We start from the raw sequence: 17,548 nt of genomic DNA on the forward strand, positions 1-17,548 counted from the left end.
TCCCCCACTGAGAAAGAGTTTACCCTTCCCCGCGCTATGTCCATTATCTTCTAGCAGGCGTTGATAATGTACTGGCAAATGTGCGCTGTTTTCCCATGTGCGTTTCCAGTTTACTCTCTGGGGATTCTGTTTAGCTTTGTAGAGATTGATTAGCGTTTGCTGTTCCCATGACTGAGGAGCGTGTAGCCTCCTCTCTTCCATCGTCAGCTTGATAAGTGCTGCCTGTTCATCGGTTGGATCATTCATTTGATCCAATGCAGCACCAATATTTTGAAAAGCCTCAAAGCTCAACTTTTTTATTCCTCTTCCTTCCTTCATCTGATTGAGTGCGATCGCAGGGAGGGCTATAAGTGAAGTAACGTAGCTAGTTTTATATCCAGCGTTACCAGTTGGTTTTAAACCATAACGACGGCATAAATCACGTAACTCCTGGATAGTTTTGCTTTCAAGTTCTGTTCGTGTAAACATAGAGTAGCCATTCCTTAAAAGTGGTATCGGTGGGTAACAAGTTTCTCAGGCTTCTGTACCCATCGAATAAACGCTCTAATGTTTCGCTTCCAAAAGATTAAAGCTATATTTACATCTCTCAATAATGCCTAATCCTAAAGGAACTCCTGAAAATTTAAAGCCAATTAAGTCAGAACGAGAGGAGCCGCTTACCGAGAAGATGAACTTACGCATGACAAAATCCATGAAAGAGGAAGTACAGCAACAAGACAATCCTCCTGAATTTTGTAGAGAAGCTATTCAAAAAGCACTGGATGAAAAGAAAGGAAGTCAACAGTAATTAGAGCTTTATTTCTAACGTTCTGTCTAAACTACAGATAGTTGAAAAGCAATACATATAACAAATTTAAGGCTAGGGTTAGAAAATTGACTCTAGCCTTAAATTTATAGTTTTACAATAATGCTAAAAAGTTTTATCTCGGTTAGTATGATAGACCGCGAATGAACCAAGTATTGAAGTAATACCATAAATCATAGAAAACCCCTACCAATCACTTAGGGTTAGTAGGGGTCTATATTTTCTAGTTACTGGATTTTTAATTCTTAATATCAAATACCTGTAACGTCTGATTAAGCAATAATGCTGCTACTACCAACCAAACGCTTTTTTAATTCCGTATGCAGCTAATCCAACAACTGCACCAGCCGCAACAACTGGAGCCGCACCAATGCCGACTGCAATACCAGCAGCAGGTGCAAGTACACCGATACCCCCAAGTGTTGCCGCAGCACCACCTTGCTTGTATCTAATATAACTTGAAATAATAGCTTTCAACTAAAAGGTGAAAGATTTTCACTTTCTGGTGATATGAAACCTATTGCATCCTAAAAATAAACAATTTTCTTTCTCAGAACTGATTACTATTTGCTTCTGGGAAAGTGACCAGGTGCGGTTAATAGTAATTATTTGTCAGTATTTTTACGCCTCAAGGGTGAGTGTGATTTTAGTTGTTGATCGGCTCTTTAGTATTAGGTGGCATACACAAAAAACCTCTAGAATGCTTGTTACTAGAGGTTTTTGACTTTCTTGGAGTCTCTACTTAGAGTAATCTGGAAGATACTTCCCTATATATCCCTATTTTCCATCAGTCGATTAATTAATTCTTGCTGTTCGGCTAACTGTTGCTTAAGCAAATCAATCTCTGATTGTTGCTGTGGCACTTCTGGGTTAATCCTTTCAGCAAATATCGCTACATCCTGATAATGTTTGTTCGATACTTCCACTTTATGACCGCACCACTTGCTTACTATTTTTTCATCAATACCCAAGTCAAAAACTGCATGAGTGATGAAAGTATGTCGTGTATTGTATGGGGGTAAATATTGGGTAAGTTTACCTTGCTCAATTAATGATGGAATAATACCTCTAGTAGGTGCTGTAGATTCAGTAGCTTTCCTTCCTTTCCAGACATTGAAAAAACCAATACTATTAATTATTTTTCCGTGTCTAGGTTTAAAAACGATTTCGTTAGATTCCCTTTGTGGAGTTGACTTTAAAAGATTCCACAACTCACCATCTTTAGGCATCGGAAATTTTCTTACCTCTTCTCCCTTGTAAGTTTTATCGTTTTTAAGTGGATAAAACTTTTTTGTTTCCCTATCGTATGTTCTCCGAATCAAAACTCTTTCTCTGTTCCATTCAATATCGCACCACATTAAACCTACTGCTTCTCCTGTCCTTACTCCAGTAAGAAATTTGAATTTAAGGAAATTAAACCAGTAAGGATAAATTGTTTTAGTAAAATTCAAAATTGCTTGCGCTTCATCCCATGTATAAGCCTTTAGTTCATTAAATGCATCGTCATCTCCTTCCGTGTCAACTTCATTCTGGTTTTTTCGTCTAGCGCCTTTACTTGTAATCTCTTCCGCCATACCCTCAAATGGATTATGGCTCAATAGCTTATTTTTCATCCCTGATTGATAACCTTTAGAAAGATTGCTCAATAAGTCTTTAACGTCTTTACTGTTTCTGTTTTCAATTAGCCAATTTCTAATTTTTATTGCATCTTGGGACTTAGTAGCCTCTATTGCTGACTCAAGAAAATTTTTATACGCTCCCTGCCATTTACTTTCGTAATTACTTTCTCTTAAGCCTTGCTTCCTGTACTCACAATACATATCCCAGACCTCAAGAATAGATAACTCTGGTTTAGGCGGGAGTTGACCGTCTGACGTTGTGGGATTCTCCAGTACTTTTAAGCTTGGTCTAAGTTTTTGCTCAACAAGAATCTCACGGAATCTATTTTCGTTAAATGTCCCGTCTGGATTTGTGAGCTTTCCTTCCTCTACCTCTAGCTGTAACCTACGCTTTAACAGTCTTGCCTTATCTTCCCACCCTTCTATATTTGAGATACCCGTGCCTCTTTTCACTTGGTGCGGTTCACCTGGGAAGTATGGACGCGGGAAACAAGCCTTAACATTCCCAGAGTCTAACCTAACTGATACTTCACCTTTCTTAGCCTTACCAGTGGCAGTTTTAGCGCTATTCATCATAAATGCTCGTTTTATGCTCAAAGCGTGGATGCCAGTTTTAAAATGACCGAATAACAAGCATTATATGTTAACGTAAACACGCGATTTCGCGTGTTATCTAGCTTTCAACTAAAGTGATAGTAATTTAACTAGCTCATTTCATCAAAAAACATTACCAAGGCTGAGATTAGAGACTTCCAGTAAAAAAATATCCCATCCCTGCGGGACGCTCCGCGAACGTCGGGGCGCACATCTGTGCCTACGTGTACACTTAACGTAAAAGCTATGCCCCGCAAGGAACTTCAGTTCCCTGCTAATAGCAAAAGTCATCAAGAGATGACTTAATACACCTAAAAATCTTTAGTCTACTGAAGTAGACTTGAGCTATTACCTTGAACTTTAGTTCCAGGCGGGTGAGTCCGCCGAAAGTTTTGCTATTTTTAGGCTTTTGTTGACACCAATGACAGATGTGCGCCCTTACTCAACGCCTACAATTTAGGCAATCTCACTGAAATGAGTTTCCGAAAATATTAAATTTAATGGAAGATTTAATAAATCGAGAGAGGTGTACGCTACCTAGAGGTGAATGCGTCAACAGAGGACTCAACCAATGGGATATGTAATTGCGACTGCAAATATGAAAGGTGGCGTTGGTAAAACCACCCTCACCGTAAACTTAGCTACCTGTTTAGCTAAAAATTATGGAAAGCGGGTGCTTGTCCTTGATTTAGATAGCCAAATTAGCGCCACACTCAGTTTGATGTCGCCTTTAGATTTTGCCAAGCGTCGTAAACAAAGCAAGACATTTAGGTATCTGATCGATGAAGTAATCAATCCAGATCCACAAGCAAAACTAACAATTCAAGATATCATTCAATCCCAGGTTTGTAATCTTCCCGGACTGGATTTATTACCAGGAGACATCGATTTGTATGATGAATTCGTTGTTTCAGAAATGCTACATCAACAAGCAACTGCATTAGGTGAACAGGACTTTGAAACGATTTGGAATCGCTTTGAAAGAGTCTTGATTAATAACATTTTAAAACCAGTCCGTCAAGAATATGATTTTATTCTTCTCGATTGTGCCCCTGGATATAATTTATTGACTCGTAGCGCTTTAGCTGCTAGCGATTTCTACATCCTTCCTGCAAAACCAGAACCTTTGTCTGTAGTGGGGATTCAACTGCTAGAAAGACGCATTGCCCAATTGAAAGACAGTCATGGACATGAAACCAAAATAGATATAAAAATGCTGGGAATTGTATTCAGCATGTCCAGCGCTAACCTGCTCACTGGTAGATACTATAAACAAGTGATGCACCGCGTTGTGGAAGATTTCGGGGTAGAGAAAATTTGTAAAGTACAAATACCTGTTGATGTCAATGTTGCTAAGGCTGTTGATAGTTTTATGCCAGCTGTTTTAAATGCTCCCCAATCAGCTGGTTCAAAAGCGTTTTTTCAGTTAACTCAGGAGTTGTTGCAAAAGCTATAAAGACCTAGCCAGTAAACTAATCAGGCTAATATAGCAGTCTAAATCATTCGTGAAAAGTTAGATCCCCGACTCCTTAAAAAAGTCGGGGATCTAGACAGTGCGAATTGTCATAAATCAGATAGTATTGCTACAAGTAAGTTATCTTTTATTATAAGTTCAGCAGTTATACGGAAGCTATATACAGCGAGATTCGGCTATTGAGTGAAAAGGTCAGTAAATCTCGCTAATAAACAATGCTTACTAACAATTCTATACAGGCAGAGAAAAATCAGAATTTGGTAATCCGCCTACCACGGACTCTGAGTTATCTCGAAACCTGGGGCTTTGGCTTAACGGGTCATGTGGGATGGATTGGTACTGCTCCCATTATTCATGCAGCGTTAGGGTCTAAAGCAATCTTAGTTTGGTTTGTTGGTACGATCGTTTCCTTTTTATTGAACTTGCAGGTACAAAGTCTAGGTAGACGCTGGCCAGATGTCGCTGGAGGGACACCAAACTATACTAAAAGGCTATTAAAAAATTTTCCTGGCTTAGGTCGTTACGTAGCATTGGGATACTTTTTTAGCTGGGCAGCAGCACCAGCACTATATGCGATTATTCTCACAGACCTAATTAAAGTCAATTTTGAAACATTAGGTCTTTCTTGTCCAGAAACTTTATTAAAAGTTGTATTTACAGCAATTCCTTTTATTGTGGCATTCAGTGGTAGCCGTGCTTTAGCACTCCTGCATTTATTTTTTGTATTCCCAGCGATTTTATTACTGCTTTTGTTTTCTATTCAAGGTGTCCTATGGTTAGGCTTTTCAACTGCTAGTTTTAAACTTATCCCAACTAGCACACATACCCTGAGCTTTGAAGAATGGGCAAAGTGGTTTTTTCTAGCTAGCTATTCAATTTATGCTTGTGAAACCACTTCTTCTTTTGTTGCTGATAGCCACCATCCGTATAAAACTTTAAAGTTCTTGACCGTAGCTGCTTGGCTAATTCCTCCAGTATTTTTAGGTGGTTCTTGGGTATTAATGTGTTCGACTCCCAATCCAAGAATAGGTGACGATACATTCTTAAATCTAGTAGCGGCTTCTAAGCCTTTTTGGGGTGAATATGCCCCCTTTCTAGTAACACTTTTGATTACTGTATCTTGCCTTCTAAGTTCTGCTACGGCAGTTTCCAACTCTCCTCGGATACTATATCAACTTGCCTTAGATAGACAGCTTTCTCCCATATTTGCATTGGTTTCTCATCAAGGTGTCCTTGCGCCTGCTATTTTAGTTACCTTTATAATCAGTTTGCTTTGTCTCAATTTAGGAAATGTATCTCAACTTGTCACAGTCGCAGGCACTTGTTATCTCATGTCCATTATGGGATTACATCTGGGATTATGGCTGTGTCGAGGCGAACCACAAGTCTTATGGCCTTGGTGGTCACTTAGTTTTTTCTTTCTAGAAACAGTAGTTCTAATAGTGGGAGGTTTGGCTTGGAATTGGAGAGATTTTTCGGTGGGATTACTATTACCCATTGTTCTGATGATAGGAGATGTAGCGTTAAGTCGCTTAAGATTTGCGCCATTACACCCGGAATGGTGGACACAGCGTTACTACACTAGGTCTAGTAAAAACAACTCAGATTTTGTGGTACTACAGGTAATTGTCTTAATATCATTAATTTGTATTACTACCACCAGTAGTTGGGTTATCCGCGATTTACTAGACAGAGTTTCTACTAATCCTCAAAACTCTTTACTAGCTATTTTGTTAGTGACGCTTTCTTTTATTGGGGTAGCGATCGCTTGCTGGACAACTCTACCACAAATTGTTGCTATTGACGAGGCACGTAAACAAGCAAGAAACCTATTTATTACTACTCTCGATACTGTTCCCGATACTGTTTTAGTCTTAGATGAAAACGGTACTATTTGTCAAACAAATGCTGCTGCTGAAGAATTATTTCAAATAAGTGTTGAGCAGTTGCTTGGAAAAAAGTTGAATAAAATATTAAGATACTATCGGGGTAAACCAAAACAGTGGTCTATTAGGAGCGAGCAAACCTTAAGAATAAATCAATGTCTACGAATTGTTGAATCAACTATTTCGCAGCCATTTAATTCCCAAGTAAGAGAGTATGTTGTTATTGTTCGTGATATCACTAAACGAAAATTAGTAGAAGAAGAATTAATCCAATATCGTTATCAGCTTGAGCGACTTGTTCTAGAACGCACTATTGAACTTATTAGAGTAAATCAACAACTTCAACAAGATATTATTAAGCGGCAACAAGCACAAGAGCAATTACTACACAATAGTCTTCATGATGAGCTAACTGGATTACCTAACCAAAGATTATTTATGGAGCGAGTGCAGCGAGCAATAGAACGTACTCAACAGCAAAGTAATTATTTATTTGCCGTACTATTTTTAGACCTAGACCGCTTTAAAGTTGTCAATGATAGCTTGGGACATCTAATGGGAAATCAACTTTTGATTGCAATTTCTCATCGCTTAAAGTCAGTTCTACGAGGTAGAGACATAGTTGCCCGTTTTGGCGGCGATGAGTTCACAATCTTAATTGAAGAAATTGAGGATATCAATATCGCCATACAGGTAGCCGAGCGAATTAAAAAGATCCTAGCTTTGCCATTTCAATTAAATGAGCATCTGGTGTTTACTAATGCTAGTATTGGCATCGCTTTAAGTAAACCAGATTATGAACAATCAGCGCAGATTCTACGCGATGCTGATGTGGCAATGTATCGTGCCAAATCACTTGGTAAGGCACGCTATGAGGTCTTTGACCAAAAGATGCACGAGAGTGCATCTTTACTATTAGAGTTAGAAACTGCTCTGCGAAATGCGCTGCTCAAGCAAGAAGAGTTTCGGCTTGATTACCAGCCAATTATTTCACTAACAACTGGTAAGATTATTGGATTTGAGGCGCTGATACGTTGGTATCATCCAGAACGAGGTTTTATTTCGCCTCAAGATTTTATTCCCCTGGCCGAAGAAACTGGAATGATTGTTAGTATCGGGGAATGGGTACTTTTTGAAGCCTGTCAGCAAATGCATAGATGGCATCAACAATTTCCTAGCTCACTACCCTTGACAATTAACGTAAATTTTTCTGGGAAACAAATTACGCAAGCTGATGTGTTTAAACAAGTTAAACATATTTTGCAGGAAACTGGACTGGAGCCATGCTGTTTGAAGTTGGAAATTACTGAAACCCTGTTGATGGATAATTTTGAATTAGCTACCACTGTGCTTTCCCAGTTAACAGAGCTAAATGTCGAGATGCACATGGATGATTTTGGGACTGGTTATTCATCCTTGAGTTATCTACACCGCCTACCAATCAAAACCCTTAAGATTGACCGTTCTTTTGTGACTAACATCGGTAGTCAAGGAGAAAATTTAGAAATTGTGAGAGCAATTGTGACATTAGCTCATAATCTAAATATGTCTGTAACAGCAGAAGGCATAGAAACTATAGAACAGCTAGCACAACTGAAGGCATTACAATGTGATTATGGACAAGGGTATTTTTTCTTACCACCTATAGAAGGTGCAGAAGTAGAAAAATTACTTGCTGCTAATTTGTGTTGCAAAAACTTTTTAAATAGATAAAGTCTCGTTTGAATAAACACATTGTAAAATTGGGAAATTAATTCCAATTGATAGTCTATATCAGTGTCAGACTGTCTGTAAATTAAACTTTTCTACATTATTAATTAACCCTTCTTCTAGCAAAAGTTCATTAATAAAATTATCGATTTTATCCCGATTAATATTCTGCATGACTATAATATGTGCCCAATTTTCAAACACGGCTAATTGCCACTTTTTAATTAACTTTTGACAAGGCTTTTGAAACACTACGGTGTTGGAAAAATCATTTAACATACATGGATATTCTCTGATTTGAAGTTGTTGGAAAAGGTATTGGGCATTGTTAATACAAGTATTTGCTTCTCTGGCTAATCCATCATAACCTCTGGTTTGTAATGCATACCAGAGAATTAGGGGAGTATGACCGTTTCTAGAACCCAGAATTGTTGTATCTTTTGAACCAATATATTCAATTTCTGTTTCAACTTTTTCTACCCATTTCTTCTTTGTTAAAACTACACCACAAGGTAATGGAGAACCAATGAATTTAGCAGAAATAGCTACACTATCTATAGGTTTTTGAAAATTAACTTGTGGAGCGCCATCTAAAAACGGTAATATTAATCCTGAAAGTGCAGCATCACAATGAATATAGTAATTTTTAATCTGATTGCGATCTAAAATTTCTAGAACTTTGTCTAAGTTATCAATTGCACCTTTGACAGTAGTCCCAATATTTAAATTTATGATAGCTGGATAACTACGATTTTCCCTAAGGAGTTGTTCAAAATGGTCATAATTCATTTCTCCATTAGCTTGCGAATTAACAACGTTATGTTGAATGCGGAATAATTTCGCGGCTTTGGGAATTGAGTAGTGAGAGTCTTGTGATGAGTAAAGAATCCCATTCGGGTAGATTTCTCTTGCTAAGAATATTCCATATAAATTACCTTCAGTCCCCCCAGCAGTAATATAACCCCAAAACTGACTTTCTGGAATTTTATAAAGGTGAGCAAAAAAAGATAATACTTCTTGCTCAAACTTACGAGAATGAAGACCAAAATCTGGTTCAATATATGGATCTCCAGCATTATTTAACAGATGATTGAAAAATTTGCCGATCGCACTGTAATCACAACTTAAATTATATGGGTAGCCTGCATGAAACTGCGATCGCTGTTTTATTTGCAGCAAAAAATCTGCCAATTCTTTAGCAACTTTATCTGACATATCTTTTTCTCTCTTGAATTTTGAGTTAATGGATGTTTTAGTCTAAATTATACGTATTAATCCATACCTTTATATTTTCTTAATAATTTAGCAGTCCCCCTTTCTTTAAAGAAGATACAGTTAAAACACGTAGCTATCTTCAGTAAAAATACTCGATTTTTTTGTTCCAAATTATATTACCCTTAGGACTTACGTGCTGGACAAAAGGACTATAATGTGTATCACGGAAAATATCTATTTCAAGCGCTGACTCAAAAAACTTCTCCCTCGTTTTACTACGTAAAACAATCCCTCTCCGATTTGGAGAGGGAAAGACTTGAAATTTAGTTAAAAATAGGGAGAAGTTCGTCGAATTAGCGTATATTTACTAGAACTCTCCAGCTAAGGCTGCAACGCAACGATCGCAAATTAAGGGATGTTCTGTTGATTCTCCCACATGAGTGGAGTAGTTCCAACAGCGATCGCATTTTTGCCCTTCTGCGTTCACTACCCCAATTCCCCAGTCTTCCGTTTGCGCCGTATATTTTAATCCTTGCAATCCTTCAGCAGAATCTAATAATTCCACCTGGGAAGTCAGCAATAGATACCGCAGTTGGTCAATCCCGTTACCCTTAACCGGGTTAAAGGCTTTGATAGCATCGCCTAACTGTTTATCAGATATGTAAATCAAGGCTTTCGCTTCCAGGGAAGAACCAATGAGTTTTTCTATCCTGGCTTGTTCTAACACCTTATTAACATCGGTACGGAGTTGTCGTAGTGTTTCCCAAAATCGCGCCAATTCTGGATTCCGCCATTTTTCCTCAACCTGCACCCAACCAGCTTCAAACACCGATTTGTAAGGTGTTTTATAAGGGAGATATTGCCAGATATCTTCGGCAGTGTGAGATAATACTGGTGCGATCGCTCGTGCTAAATTATCTAAAGCTATTTTCAGCACCGTTTGACAACTGCGACGGCGGAAAGCATCCTTTGCACTGATGTACAGCCTATCTTTGGCAACATCTAAATAAAAGTTGGATAAATCCACCACGCAGAAATTCTGCACGGTTTGGAAAAAGCGGAAGAATTGGAAACTCTCAAAGGCTTCAGTAACTTCCTCAAACACTTCGGTGATGCGATGCAGCATATAACGGTCAAGTTCTGGCAATTCCTCAAAGGGAACTGTATCTTTTTCGGGGTCAAAATCATCCAAGCTACCCAGCAAAAACCGCGCCGTATTCCGAATTTTACCTCTAACATCATTCATCTGCTTGATGATGTTTTTCCCAATGCGGACATCGCCGGAGTAGTCTACCGATGATACCCACAATCTCAAGACATCTGCACCGTAAGCCGGTTCTACTTTTTGATTTTTCCCGCCTTCAATGATTGTATTTGGGTCAACCACATTTCCTTCTGACTTACTCATCTTCCGGCCTTGTTCGTCCAAAGCGAAGCCGTGAGTTAGGACAGTTTTGTAAGGTGCAATGTCATTCACTGCTACACTGGTGAGCAAACTTGACTGAAACCAACCGCGATGTTGGTCGGAACCTTCCAAATATATATCAGCAGGGTAGCGTAACTCTGGACGCTGTTGGACGACAGATGCCCAAGATGAACCAGAATCAAACCATACATCCATTGTGTCTGTACCTCTGCGGTAAGACTTGCCATTTTGGCGATAGGATTCGGGTAATAACTCCTCAACCGAAAGTTCCCACCAAGCATCAGAACCTTTTTCTGCGATAATTTTTTGGGCGTGGTTGATAACTTCCTCATTCAGCAGTACTTCCCCAGTTTCCTCGTCGTAGAAAACGGGAATGGGTACACCCCAACTGCGCTGACGAGAGATGCACCAATCGGAACGTTCCGCCACCATTGGCGTGATGCGATTTTCACCTTGGGCTGGAATCCATTTTACCGTGGCGATCGCTTTTAGTGCTTCTTCTCTAAATCCTTCTACGGAAGCAAACCACTGTTCAGTAGCGCGGAAAATTGTCGGCTTCTTCGTCCGCCAATCATAAGGATACTTGTGAGGATATGCTTCTTCCTTCAACAAAGAACCAGCCGCACTTAAGGCATCAATCACCGCCTGATTACCATCACCCAGCACATTTAACCCCGCAAATTCTCCCGCTTCTTCAGTAAAATTGCCATTATCATCCACTGGTGCAAGGATAGGTAAACCGTAACGCTGACCAACGATGTAATCTTCTTGACCATGACCGGGGGCAGTATGTACCAACCCAGTACCCGATTCAGTTGTGATGTAATCGCCACCCACAACAATCGGACTTTCACGGTCAAATAGGGGATGACGGTAAGTAGTGTGTTCTAAGTCATTCCCTTTAAATGTGGCTTTGACAGTTAACTCAACTCCCAAGGTTGAAGATAAACGTTCGACTAAATCAGCAGCAACGATGAGGTATTTGAAATTATTTTGCGCCTCTGAGTGGGAAACTTCCACCACTGCATAGTTCAAATCTGCATTCACCGCCACCGCCAAATTCCCCGGAATAGTCCAAGGTGTAGTTGTCCAAATAGCCACACCCAAATCAGACTGATATTCCGCCAACAGTGGTTTTACAGCTTCCGCCAAACTTGTAATTGCAAAAGCTGCATAGATACTGCGGGAAACGTGCCCTTCAGGATATTCCAACTCAGCTTCAGCCAAAGCAGTTTTAGAACTGGGACTCCAGTGAACAGGCTTCAAACCGCGATAGATGTAGCCTTTTAAGAACATCTGACCAAACACGCCAATTTGAGCCGCTTCATAAGTCGGCTTCAGAGTTAGATAAGGGTTTTCCCAATCACCCCAAATACCGTAGCGTTTAAAATTATTGCGCTGGTCGTTTACCGTAGTTAAAGCAAATTCTTCCGCTTTTTGGCGCAGTTGTAAAGGCGTTAAATTTTGCCGTTCTGCTGATTTCATGTTCTGCAAAACTTTTAACTCAATCGGTAAACCGTGACAATCCCAACCAGGAACGTAGCGAACTTTACGCCCTTGTAGCATTTTGTAGCGGTTAATAATATCTTTGAGAATTTTATTTAAGGCATGACCAATATGGAGTGAGCCATTAGCGTAGGGAGGCCCATCGTGCAGTATAAATAATTCGCCGGGGTTATTTTCAAAGAGGCGATCGTAAATCTTATTTTCTTCCCAAAATTTTTGGATTTCCGGCTCACGCTTGATGGCGTTTGCCCGCATCTCAAAGTTAGTCTTGGGTAGGTTTACAGTATCTTTGTAACTTCCTGATTCGGTCACAGTCTCATGCCTAGAATTAGGTGTGCAGGTTTTATCAATTATAGAAGATGGTATGGAAACCAAAATTTCCTATTTGAACGTGAGTTCAATAAACCTCTCCCTACCTTGAATTTTCGTTCAAATTTTTCTCCAACTCGCAGAGGGAAGGTTTTGTGTAGTCAAACCAGGGAGAGGTTTTTAGGCGATTAATCAGAAATTTTGCAAAGATTGAGAGTTAATCGACATAAAGTAGTATACTTTTTTGGGTTCGCCTAAAGCTATCAAAAAGTTTCGTCTAAAAACCAATAATTTTGGGGTTGCTCTAATGCTAAGTCCTGTATTAACAGTCAGTATCTTTCAAAAACAACCCGATCCTCAAGTATTTTCAGCAGGCGAAGTCATCTTTGAAGAAGGACAGTCTGGTGATAAAATCTACGGCATTCTGGAAGGAGAGGTAGATATATTAGTCAATGGCAAGGTTGTAGAAACCATTGAAACGGGCGAAGTTTTTGGTGTTGGGGTACTTGTAGGAGTGCAAAATAGAACTTACAGAGCCATTGCTAAGGTGGATAGCAAACTAGCTTTCCTTAATCACGAAGGGTTTCTCTTTGCTGTTCAGGAAACACCCATGTTTGCTATACAGGTGATGAAAAGTTACTCAGAGCGTCTGAGTCGCTTGCAGCGTATGATCTAAATCACCTCAGCCGGTATAAGTTCCAAAACTAATCAGAATCTGCCACGAATTTTACCTCTTTCCCAGAAGGACATAAATATATTCTCTTGCTTGGGGAGTTAGAAGTCAGTATTCAGATAACTCTAGATTCAGACTTTTGACTCCTGATTTATATAAAGTGAAAGGTGCAAAATTTACTGGAGATAGCAATGACGCGTAAACGCTTGATTATCGAGATGGGGATGGGAATAGATCAGCATGGACAAGAACCAACTGTAGCAGCATCTAGGGCAGTACGAAATGCGATCGCTCACAATGCTTTACCTGGTGTTTGGGAAGTTGCAGGTTTAAGTCACCCCAATCAAATGATTATAGAGGTTCAGGTAGCAGTGCCATACCCAGAACAAGTTAGAGAAGAAGAAGTACTTGCTGTATTACCATTTGGGCGAAAAACCCTCACCGTAGAATCTGGGGGGATGATAGTTCAAGGGCGGGCGATTCCCGAACTCAATGATAAAAATGACGAAATGTTGATTGCGATCGCAGCTGTTACAGTTCTGATCGAAGATGACTAGTTAAGGTAAAAAATAGAACAGTGGGAATCATCACCAAACCTCAAAAAGTCTCAGAAATGATTATGTAATATAATAATTCGTGTGTTTCTTAGATTAAGTAAAATTTATGCCTTATCGGAGAAAATTTTTAACAAGAGCAGGATACACAACCCTTTCTGCCTTATTGACTATGGGCTTTTTACAAAAAGATAAGCAGAAAGAAGACCAGAGTACGAATTATATTGCAGGAACTTATACAAATGTAGATTCTCCGCTTCGGCAAGTAGCTGCTGCTAAAGGTAAGCGTTATGGCGCAGCAGTTGATAGTGAATTTTTGCTGAAAGATAAAGATTACGCTAACCTAATTGCTCGTGAGTGTTCGATTGTGACACCGAATGGTGAATTAAAATGGAACGCCACTGAACCACAGCCAGGAAAATTTACCTTTGAATCAGCAGATGCGATCGCTAATTTCTGCCAGAAGAATAATATAGCATTACATGGGCATACCCTTTTCTGGCACATGGGAAGACCAGACTGGCTTCCTTATCCCCCAACTCTTGAGATGATGGAACGCCATGTTAAAGGAGTCATGGGGCATTATCGTAATAGCCCCGTTTTAAAGTCTTGGGATATTGCCAATGAAATTATCGCTGATAATGAAAATGAGACTGATAACGCTACCTACGGTTTGCGTAAAGGGGTAAAACCAGAATTAATTCGAGACTTGTTTAAAATTGCCGCTTCAGTTGATAACACCAAGAAATTTTACCTAAACGATTTTGGCATCGAAGGCGCTACATGGAAATCAAGCCGTTTCTTAAAAATGGTTGAGTATCTGAAGAATAGTGGCGTTAAAATTGACGGCGCAGGCATCCAGTCACATCTATGGTTTTCTACCGCTTATGGTTTTGATGCCAAAGGATTTAGTTCTGTCTTAAAACGGCTTAACGATTTGGGAGTTAAACCAATGATTACAGAATTAGATATTATCATTGATACTCCACTACCCGATAGTATCCAAAAGCTAGACCAGATGGTAGCCGACAGTTACAAGCGATATCTTGACCTGTGCTTTGCCGCTAAAGTTGATACTGTGATTACATGGGGAATTACCGACCGTCATACCTGGATACGTCATCCCGACTGGATGCCAAAGAAAACCTATAGGGGCAATCCAAGCCTGTGGAAATTTCTGCGTCCGCTTCCCTTCGATGAGAACCTAAAACCTAAGATTGCCCGCAATGCTATAGCCCAGGCTTTTCAGCAAGCACCTTAAGACTCCACTCACTAAATAAATCGTCAGATGGAAGCTATCAGTTGAGCGAAATCAGCTTTACTGACAAAAAAGCAATTAGAAAGCTGAAGCTAAGAGGGTGTTTATTTAGTCACTGTAACTCCGAAAGCGATCGCATGGTGGCGGATATGATCTTCAATAAAACTGGCGATAAAATAAAAACTGTGGTCATAGCCTTCTTGGTAACGCAAATTTAGGGGTTGCTTAACATCTGCACAAGCTTGTTCAAACACTTCTGGCAGTAATTGTTCAGCTAAAAATTTATCGGCAGTTCCTTGATCGATGAGAATTAGACTATGATATCCCACTTGCTTGACCAATTCACTGGCATCATAAGCACGCCAACTTTCTTGATTGCTGCCAAGATAACCACTGAAAGCTTTTTGACCCCAAGGACAACCCATAGGTGCAGTAATAGGTGCAAAAGCTGATACTGATTTATAGAGTTCTGGGTTTCTCATCGCACAGACTAGCGCCCCGTGTCCCCCCATTGAATGACCGAAAATTCCTTGTTTTTCGGGTTTAGTTGGGAAATTTGCGGTAATTAAAGCAGGTAATTCCTGGACGATATAACTATACATTTGGTAGTTTTTACGCCACGGTTCCTCTGTAGCATCAACATAAAAGCCCGCACCTGTGCCAAAGTCCCAATCATCATCCTCACCTGCAATGCCACTATTCCGGGGGCTAGTATCTGGTACAACCAGCATCAAACCGTACTCAGCTGCGTAGCGTTGCGCCCCCGCCTTAACCATAAAATTTTCTTCCGTGCAAGTTAAACCAGAGAGAAAATAGAGAATTGGCACAGTTTTTTGAGTTGCTTGTGGTGGTTGATAGACAGCAAAGCGCATTTCACCGTTACAGCTTGAGGAGGGATGACTGTAAAAGCCGAGTTTGCCACCAAAGCTTTTATATTCTGAAATGAGATTGAGGTTAGGCATTGGTTATATTCTCTTTTCTGAGCAGTTGCCAAAGAAAGATTATTTTACCGTGAAATTTCCTTTTTCAATCAACCCTCCGACTTGGTAACTTAGTTCCGCACCTTTTACAAAACCCCGCATCTACATCATGGAAAGCCAAACCACAATTTGAGCAAACGGTTTCTACCTGATTAGCAGTTTTTACCACTCGCTTAATTAAATCCCCCACTTGCCAAGGAATCAGCGCAATTCCGGTAAAAATCATCAATACTGTTAGCAAGCGCCCTAATTCAGAAATGGGAATAACATCGCCAAATCCCACAGTTGTCATTGTGACAACAGAGAAATAGAATGCATCCAAAAATGTCCCGTAATTTTGAGGATTAACTGGATGCTCTACTTGATAAATTAAACCAGAATAAATAAAAACAATTGCAAATAATGTAAATAATATTCGCGCAAAAATCATTCCATCTTCGGTACTGATACTGGCGAATAAAAATTTTCTATCTATAAATCTAATTAATCTTAAAATCCGAAACCATCGCAGTAGGCGGATAAAGCTAATATCCACCATTCCTAGAAAGAATGGTAAAATCGCCATTAAGTCAATAATCGAATAAAAGCTAAAAATATACTGAACTTTATTTTCTGCACTCCACAGACGGAGTGAATATTCCACCGCGAATATGATGACGATCGCAGTATCAACAAGATGCAATTGAAACCGCACAGAATCAGGGATATTATAAGTTTCCGCCACAAAAATTCCTGATGATATTAACACCATAGCGGCAAGTGTTAAATTAATCGCTTTACCTATTGGTGTTTCTAGGTCTGTTAAGTAGAATTCTGTTTCTTGTCTGCTCAGTAACATATTCGACCATTAACTAATCTTAATTCCCAGTTATAGCATTAGAAATACGATATTATTAATCATTATCCTTATGTTAACACCAGCTTATATGAACCCAGAATATTTTATGCGTTTAGCTTTGGCAGAAGCAAAAGAAGGAGATGCACCTTATGGTGCTGTGATTGTTAAAGATAACGAAGTTGTTGCCGTAGGTCATAATACTGTGAAGAGAGATAACGATCCATCAGCCCATGCAGAAATCAATGTTATTCGTAGTTTAACAGCTAAACTTAAAAACCCTTCTTTAGAAGGTTATAGCATATATACAACTGGCGAACCTTGTCCGATGTGTGCAACTGCTTGTGTTTGGAGTGGTTTATCAGAAATTGTATATGGTGCTTCAATTCCAGATTTAATCTCGATAAATCAGTCACAAATTAACCTATCTTGTGAAGAGATAATTGCTAAATCATTTAGGAATATCAAAGTCACCAAAGGTGTTTTAAAGCACGAATGTTTGGATTTATTTAAATAGGCTGTAATTTAATTCGACATTTTTCTTAACATAATTTGGTTTATTTCTATCAATTTATTTATTTGATTTTTGAAATATGCGTAGGGTGCGTTAGCGTAGCGTAACGCACCACCCAAACGCTTATGGCGCGTTACGACGTTCCGTCTAACACAACGCCAGTGACGTTAACGCTCAAGTCGGGAAACCC

At 39.5% G+C, this 17,548-nt stretch carries 14 protein-coding genes; 7 read left to right on the forward strand and 7 right to left on the reverse strand.

All coding sequences use genetic code 11. The features are described 5' to 3' along the window. Positions 1-468: hypothetical protein (locus tag CDG79_RS13855; RefSeq protein ID WP_223278142.1), on the reverse strand; the 468-nt coding region annotated here is incomplete at its 3' end. A gap of 124 nt (positions 469-592) precedes the next feature. Here CDG79_RS13855 and CDG79_RS13860 point away from each other — a divergent pair. Then, positions 593-787: a hypothetical protein gene (locus CDG79_RS13860; RefSeq protein ID WP_094342632.1), complete on the forward strand. Its 195-nt coding sequence runs from the start codon at positions 593-595 to the stop codon at positions 785-787. A gap of 309 nt (positions 788-1,096) precedes the next feature. Here CDG79_RS13860 and CDG79_RS13865 read toward each other — a convergent pair whose 3' ends face one another. Together CDG79_RS13865 and CDG79_RS13870 are read right to left on the reverse strand one after the other, a co-directional pair. Next, entirely contained in the window at positions 1,097-1,282 is a 186-nt protein-coding gene (locus CDG79_RS13865) for a hypothetical protein (RefSeq protein WP_094342633.1), read from the reverse strand. A gap of 290 nt (positions 1,283-1,572) precedes the next feature. After that, positions 1,573-3,000, reverse strand: coding sequence for a site-specific integrase (locus CDG79_RS13870; RefSeq protein WP_094342634.1), 1,428 nt, complete (start codon positions 2,998-3,000; stop codon positions 1,573-1,575). 589 nt (positions 3,001-3,589) lie between these two features. Between CDG79_RS13870 and CDG79_RS13875 the strand changes: the two genes are divergently transcribed. Then, positions 3,590-4,474, forward strand: a complete 885-nt coding sequence (locus tag CDG79_RS13875) for a ParA family protein (protein WP_094342635.1) — start codon at positions 3,590-3,592, stop codon at positions 4,472-4,474. A gap of 233 nt (positions 4,475-4,707) precedes the next feature. Beyond that, positions 4,708-8,091, forward strand: coding sequence for an EAL domain-containing protein (locus tag CDG79_RS13880; protein ID WP_094342636.1), 3,384 nt, complete (start codon positions 4,708-4,710; stop codon positions 8,089-8,091). Positions 8,092-8,157: 66 nt separating this feature from the next. Here the strand turns inward: CDG79_RS13880 and CDG79_RS13885 are convergent, their stop codons facing one another. Together CDG79_RS13885 and ileS are read right to left on the reverse strand one after the other, a co-directional pair. Next, positions 8,158-9,303: a histidine decarboxylase gene (locus CDG79_RS13885; protein ID WP_094342637.1), complete on the reverse strand. Its 1,146-nt coding sequence runs from the start codon at positions 9,301-9,303 to the stop codon at positions 8,158-8,160. A gap of 367 nt (positions 9,304-9,670) precedes the next feature. After that, positions 9,671-12,547 carry an isoleucine--tRNA ligase gene (gene ileS / locus CDG79_RS13890; protein WP_094342638.1) on the reverse strand — a complete coding sequence of 959 codons (2,877 nt, stop codon included), beginning with the start codon at positions 12,545-12,547 and terminating at the stop codon, positions 9,671-9,673. Between the two features lie 304 nt (positions 12,548-12,851). Between ileS and CDG79_RS13895 the strand changes: the two genes are divergently transcribed. From CDG79_RS13895 to CDG79_RS13905, 3 genes are all read left to right on the forward strand, one after another. After that, the gene (locus CDG79_RS13895; RefSeq protein WP_094342675.1) at positions 12,852-13,220 is read left to right on the forward strand and encodes a Crp/Fnr family transcriptional regulator; all 369 of its coding nucleotides are present in this window, start codon (positions 12,852-12,854) and stop codon (positions 13,218-13,220) included. Positions 13,221-13,408: 188 nt separating this feature from the next. After that, on the forward strand, positions 13,409-13,774 hold the full coding sequence (locus tag CDG79_RS13900; RefSeq protein WP_189524991.1) for a Lin0512 family protein: 366 nt from the start codon (positions 13,409-13,411) through the stop codon (positions 13,772-13,774). A gap of 106 nt (positions 13,775-13,880) precedes the next feature. Beyond that, positions 13,881-15,032 (forward strand): endo-1,4-beta-xylanase, encoded by a 1,152-nt coding sequence (locus tag CDG79_RS13905; protein WP_094342640.1) that lies wholly within the window; start codon positions 13,881-13,883, stop codon positions 15,030-15,032. Between the two features lie 101 nt (positions 15,033-15,133). Here the strand turns inward: CDG79_RS13905 and fghA are convergent, their stop codons facing one another. Further along, a complete protein-coding gene (gene fghA, locus CDG79_RS13910) occupies positions 15,134-15,991 on the reverse strand; it encodes an S-formylglutathione hydrolase (protein WP_094342641.1) in 858 nt (285 codons plus the stop codon). Positions 15,992-16,055: 64 nt separating this feature from the next. Then, positions 16,056-16,847, reverse strand: coding sequence for an ion transporter (locus CDG79_RS13915; RefSeq protein ID WP_094342642.1), 792 nt, complete (start codon positions 16,845-16,847; stop codon positions 16,056-16,058). A gap of 88 nt (positions 16,848-16,935) precedes the next feature. On the opposite strand from CDG79_RS13915, the gene CDG79_RS13920 reads away from it, so the two are divergent. After that, positions 16,936-17,361 (forward strand): nucleoside deaminase, encoded by a 426-nt coding sequence (locus tag CDG79_RS13920; RefSeq protein ID WP_094342676.1) that lies wholly within the window; start codon positions 16,936-16,938, stop codon positions 17,359-17,361. Positions 17,362-17,548 lie beyond the last annotated feature (187 nt).

This window comes from Nostoc sp. 'Peltigera membranacea cyanobiont' 232, from assembly GCF_002245985.1.
Classification (GTDB): Bacteria; Cyanobacteriota; Cyanobacteriia; order Cyanobacteriales; family Nostocaceae; genus Nostoc.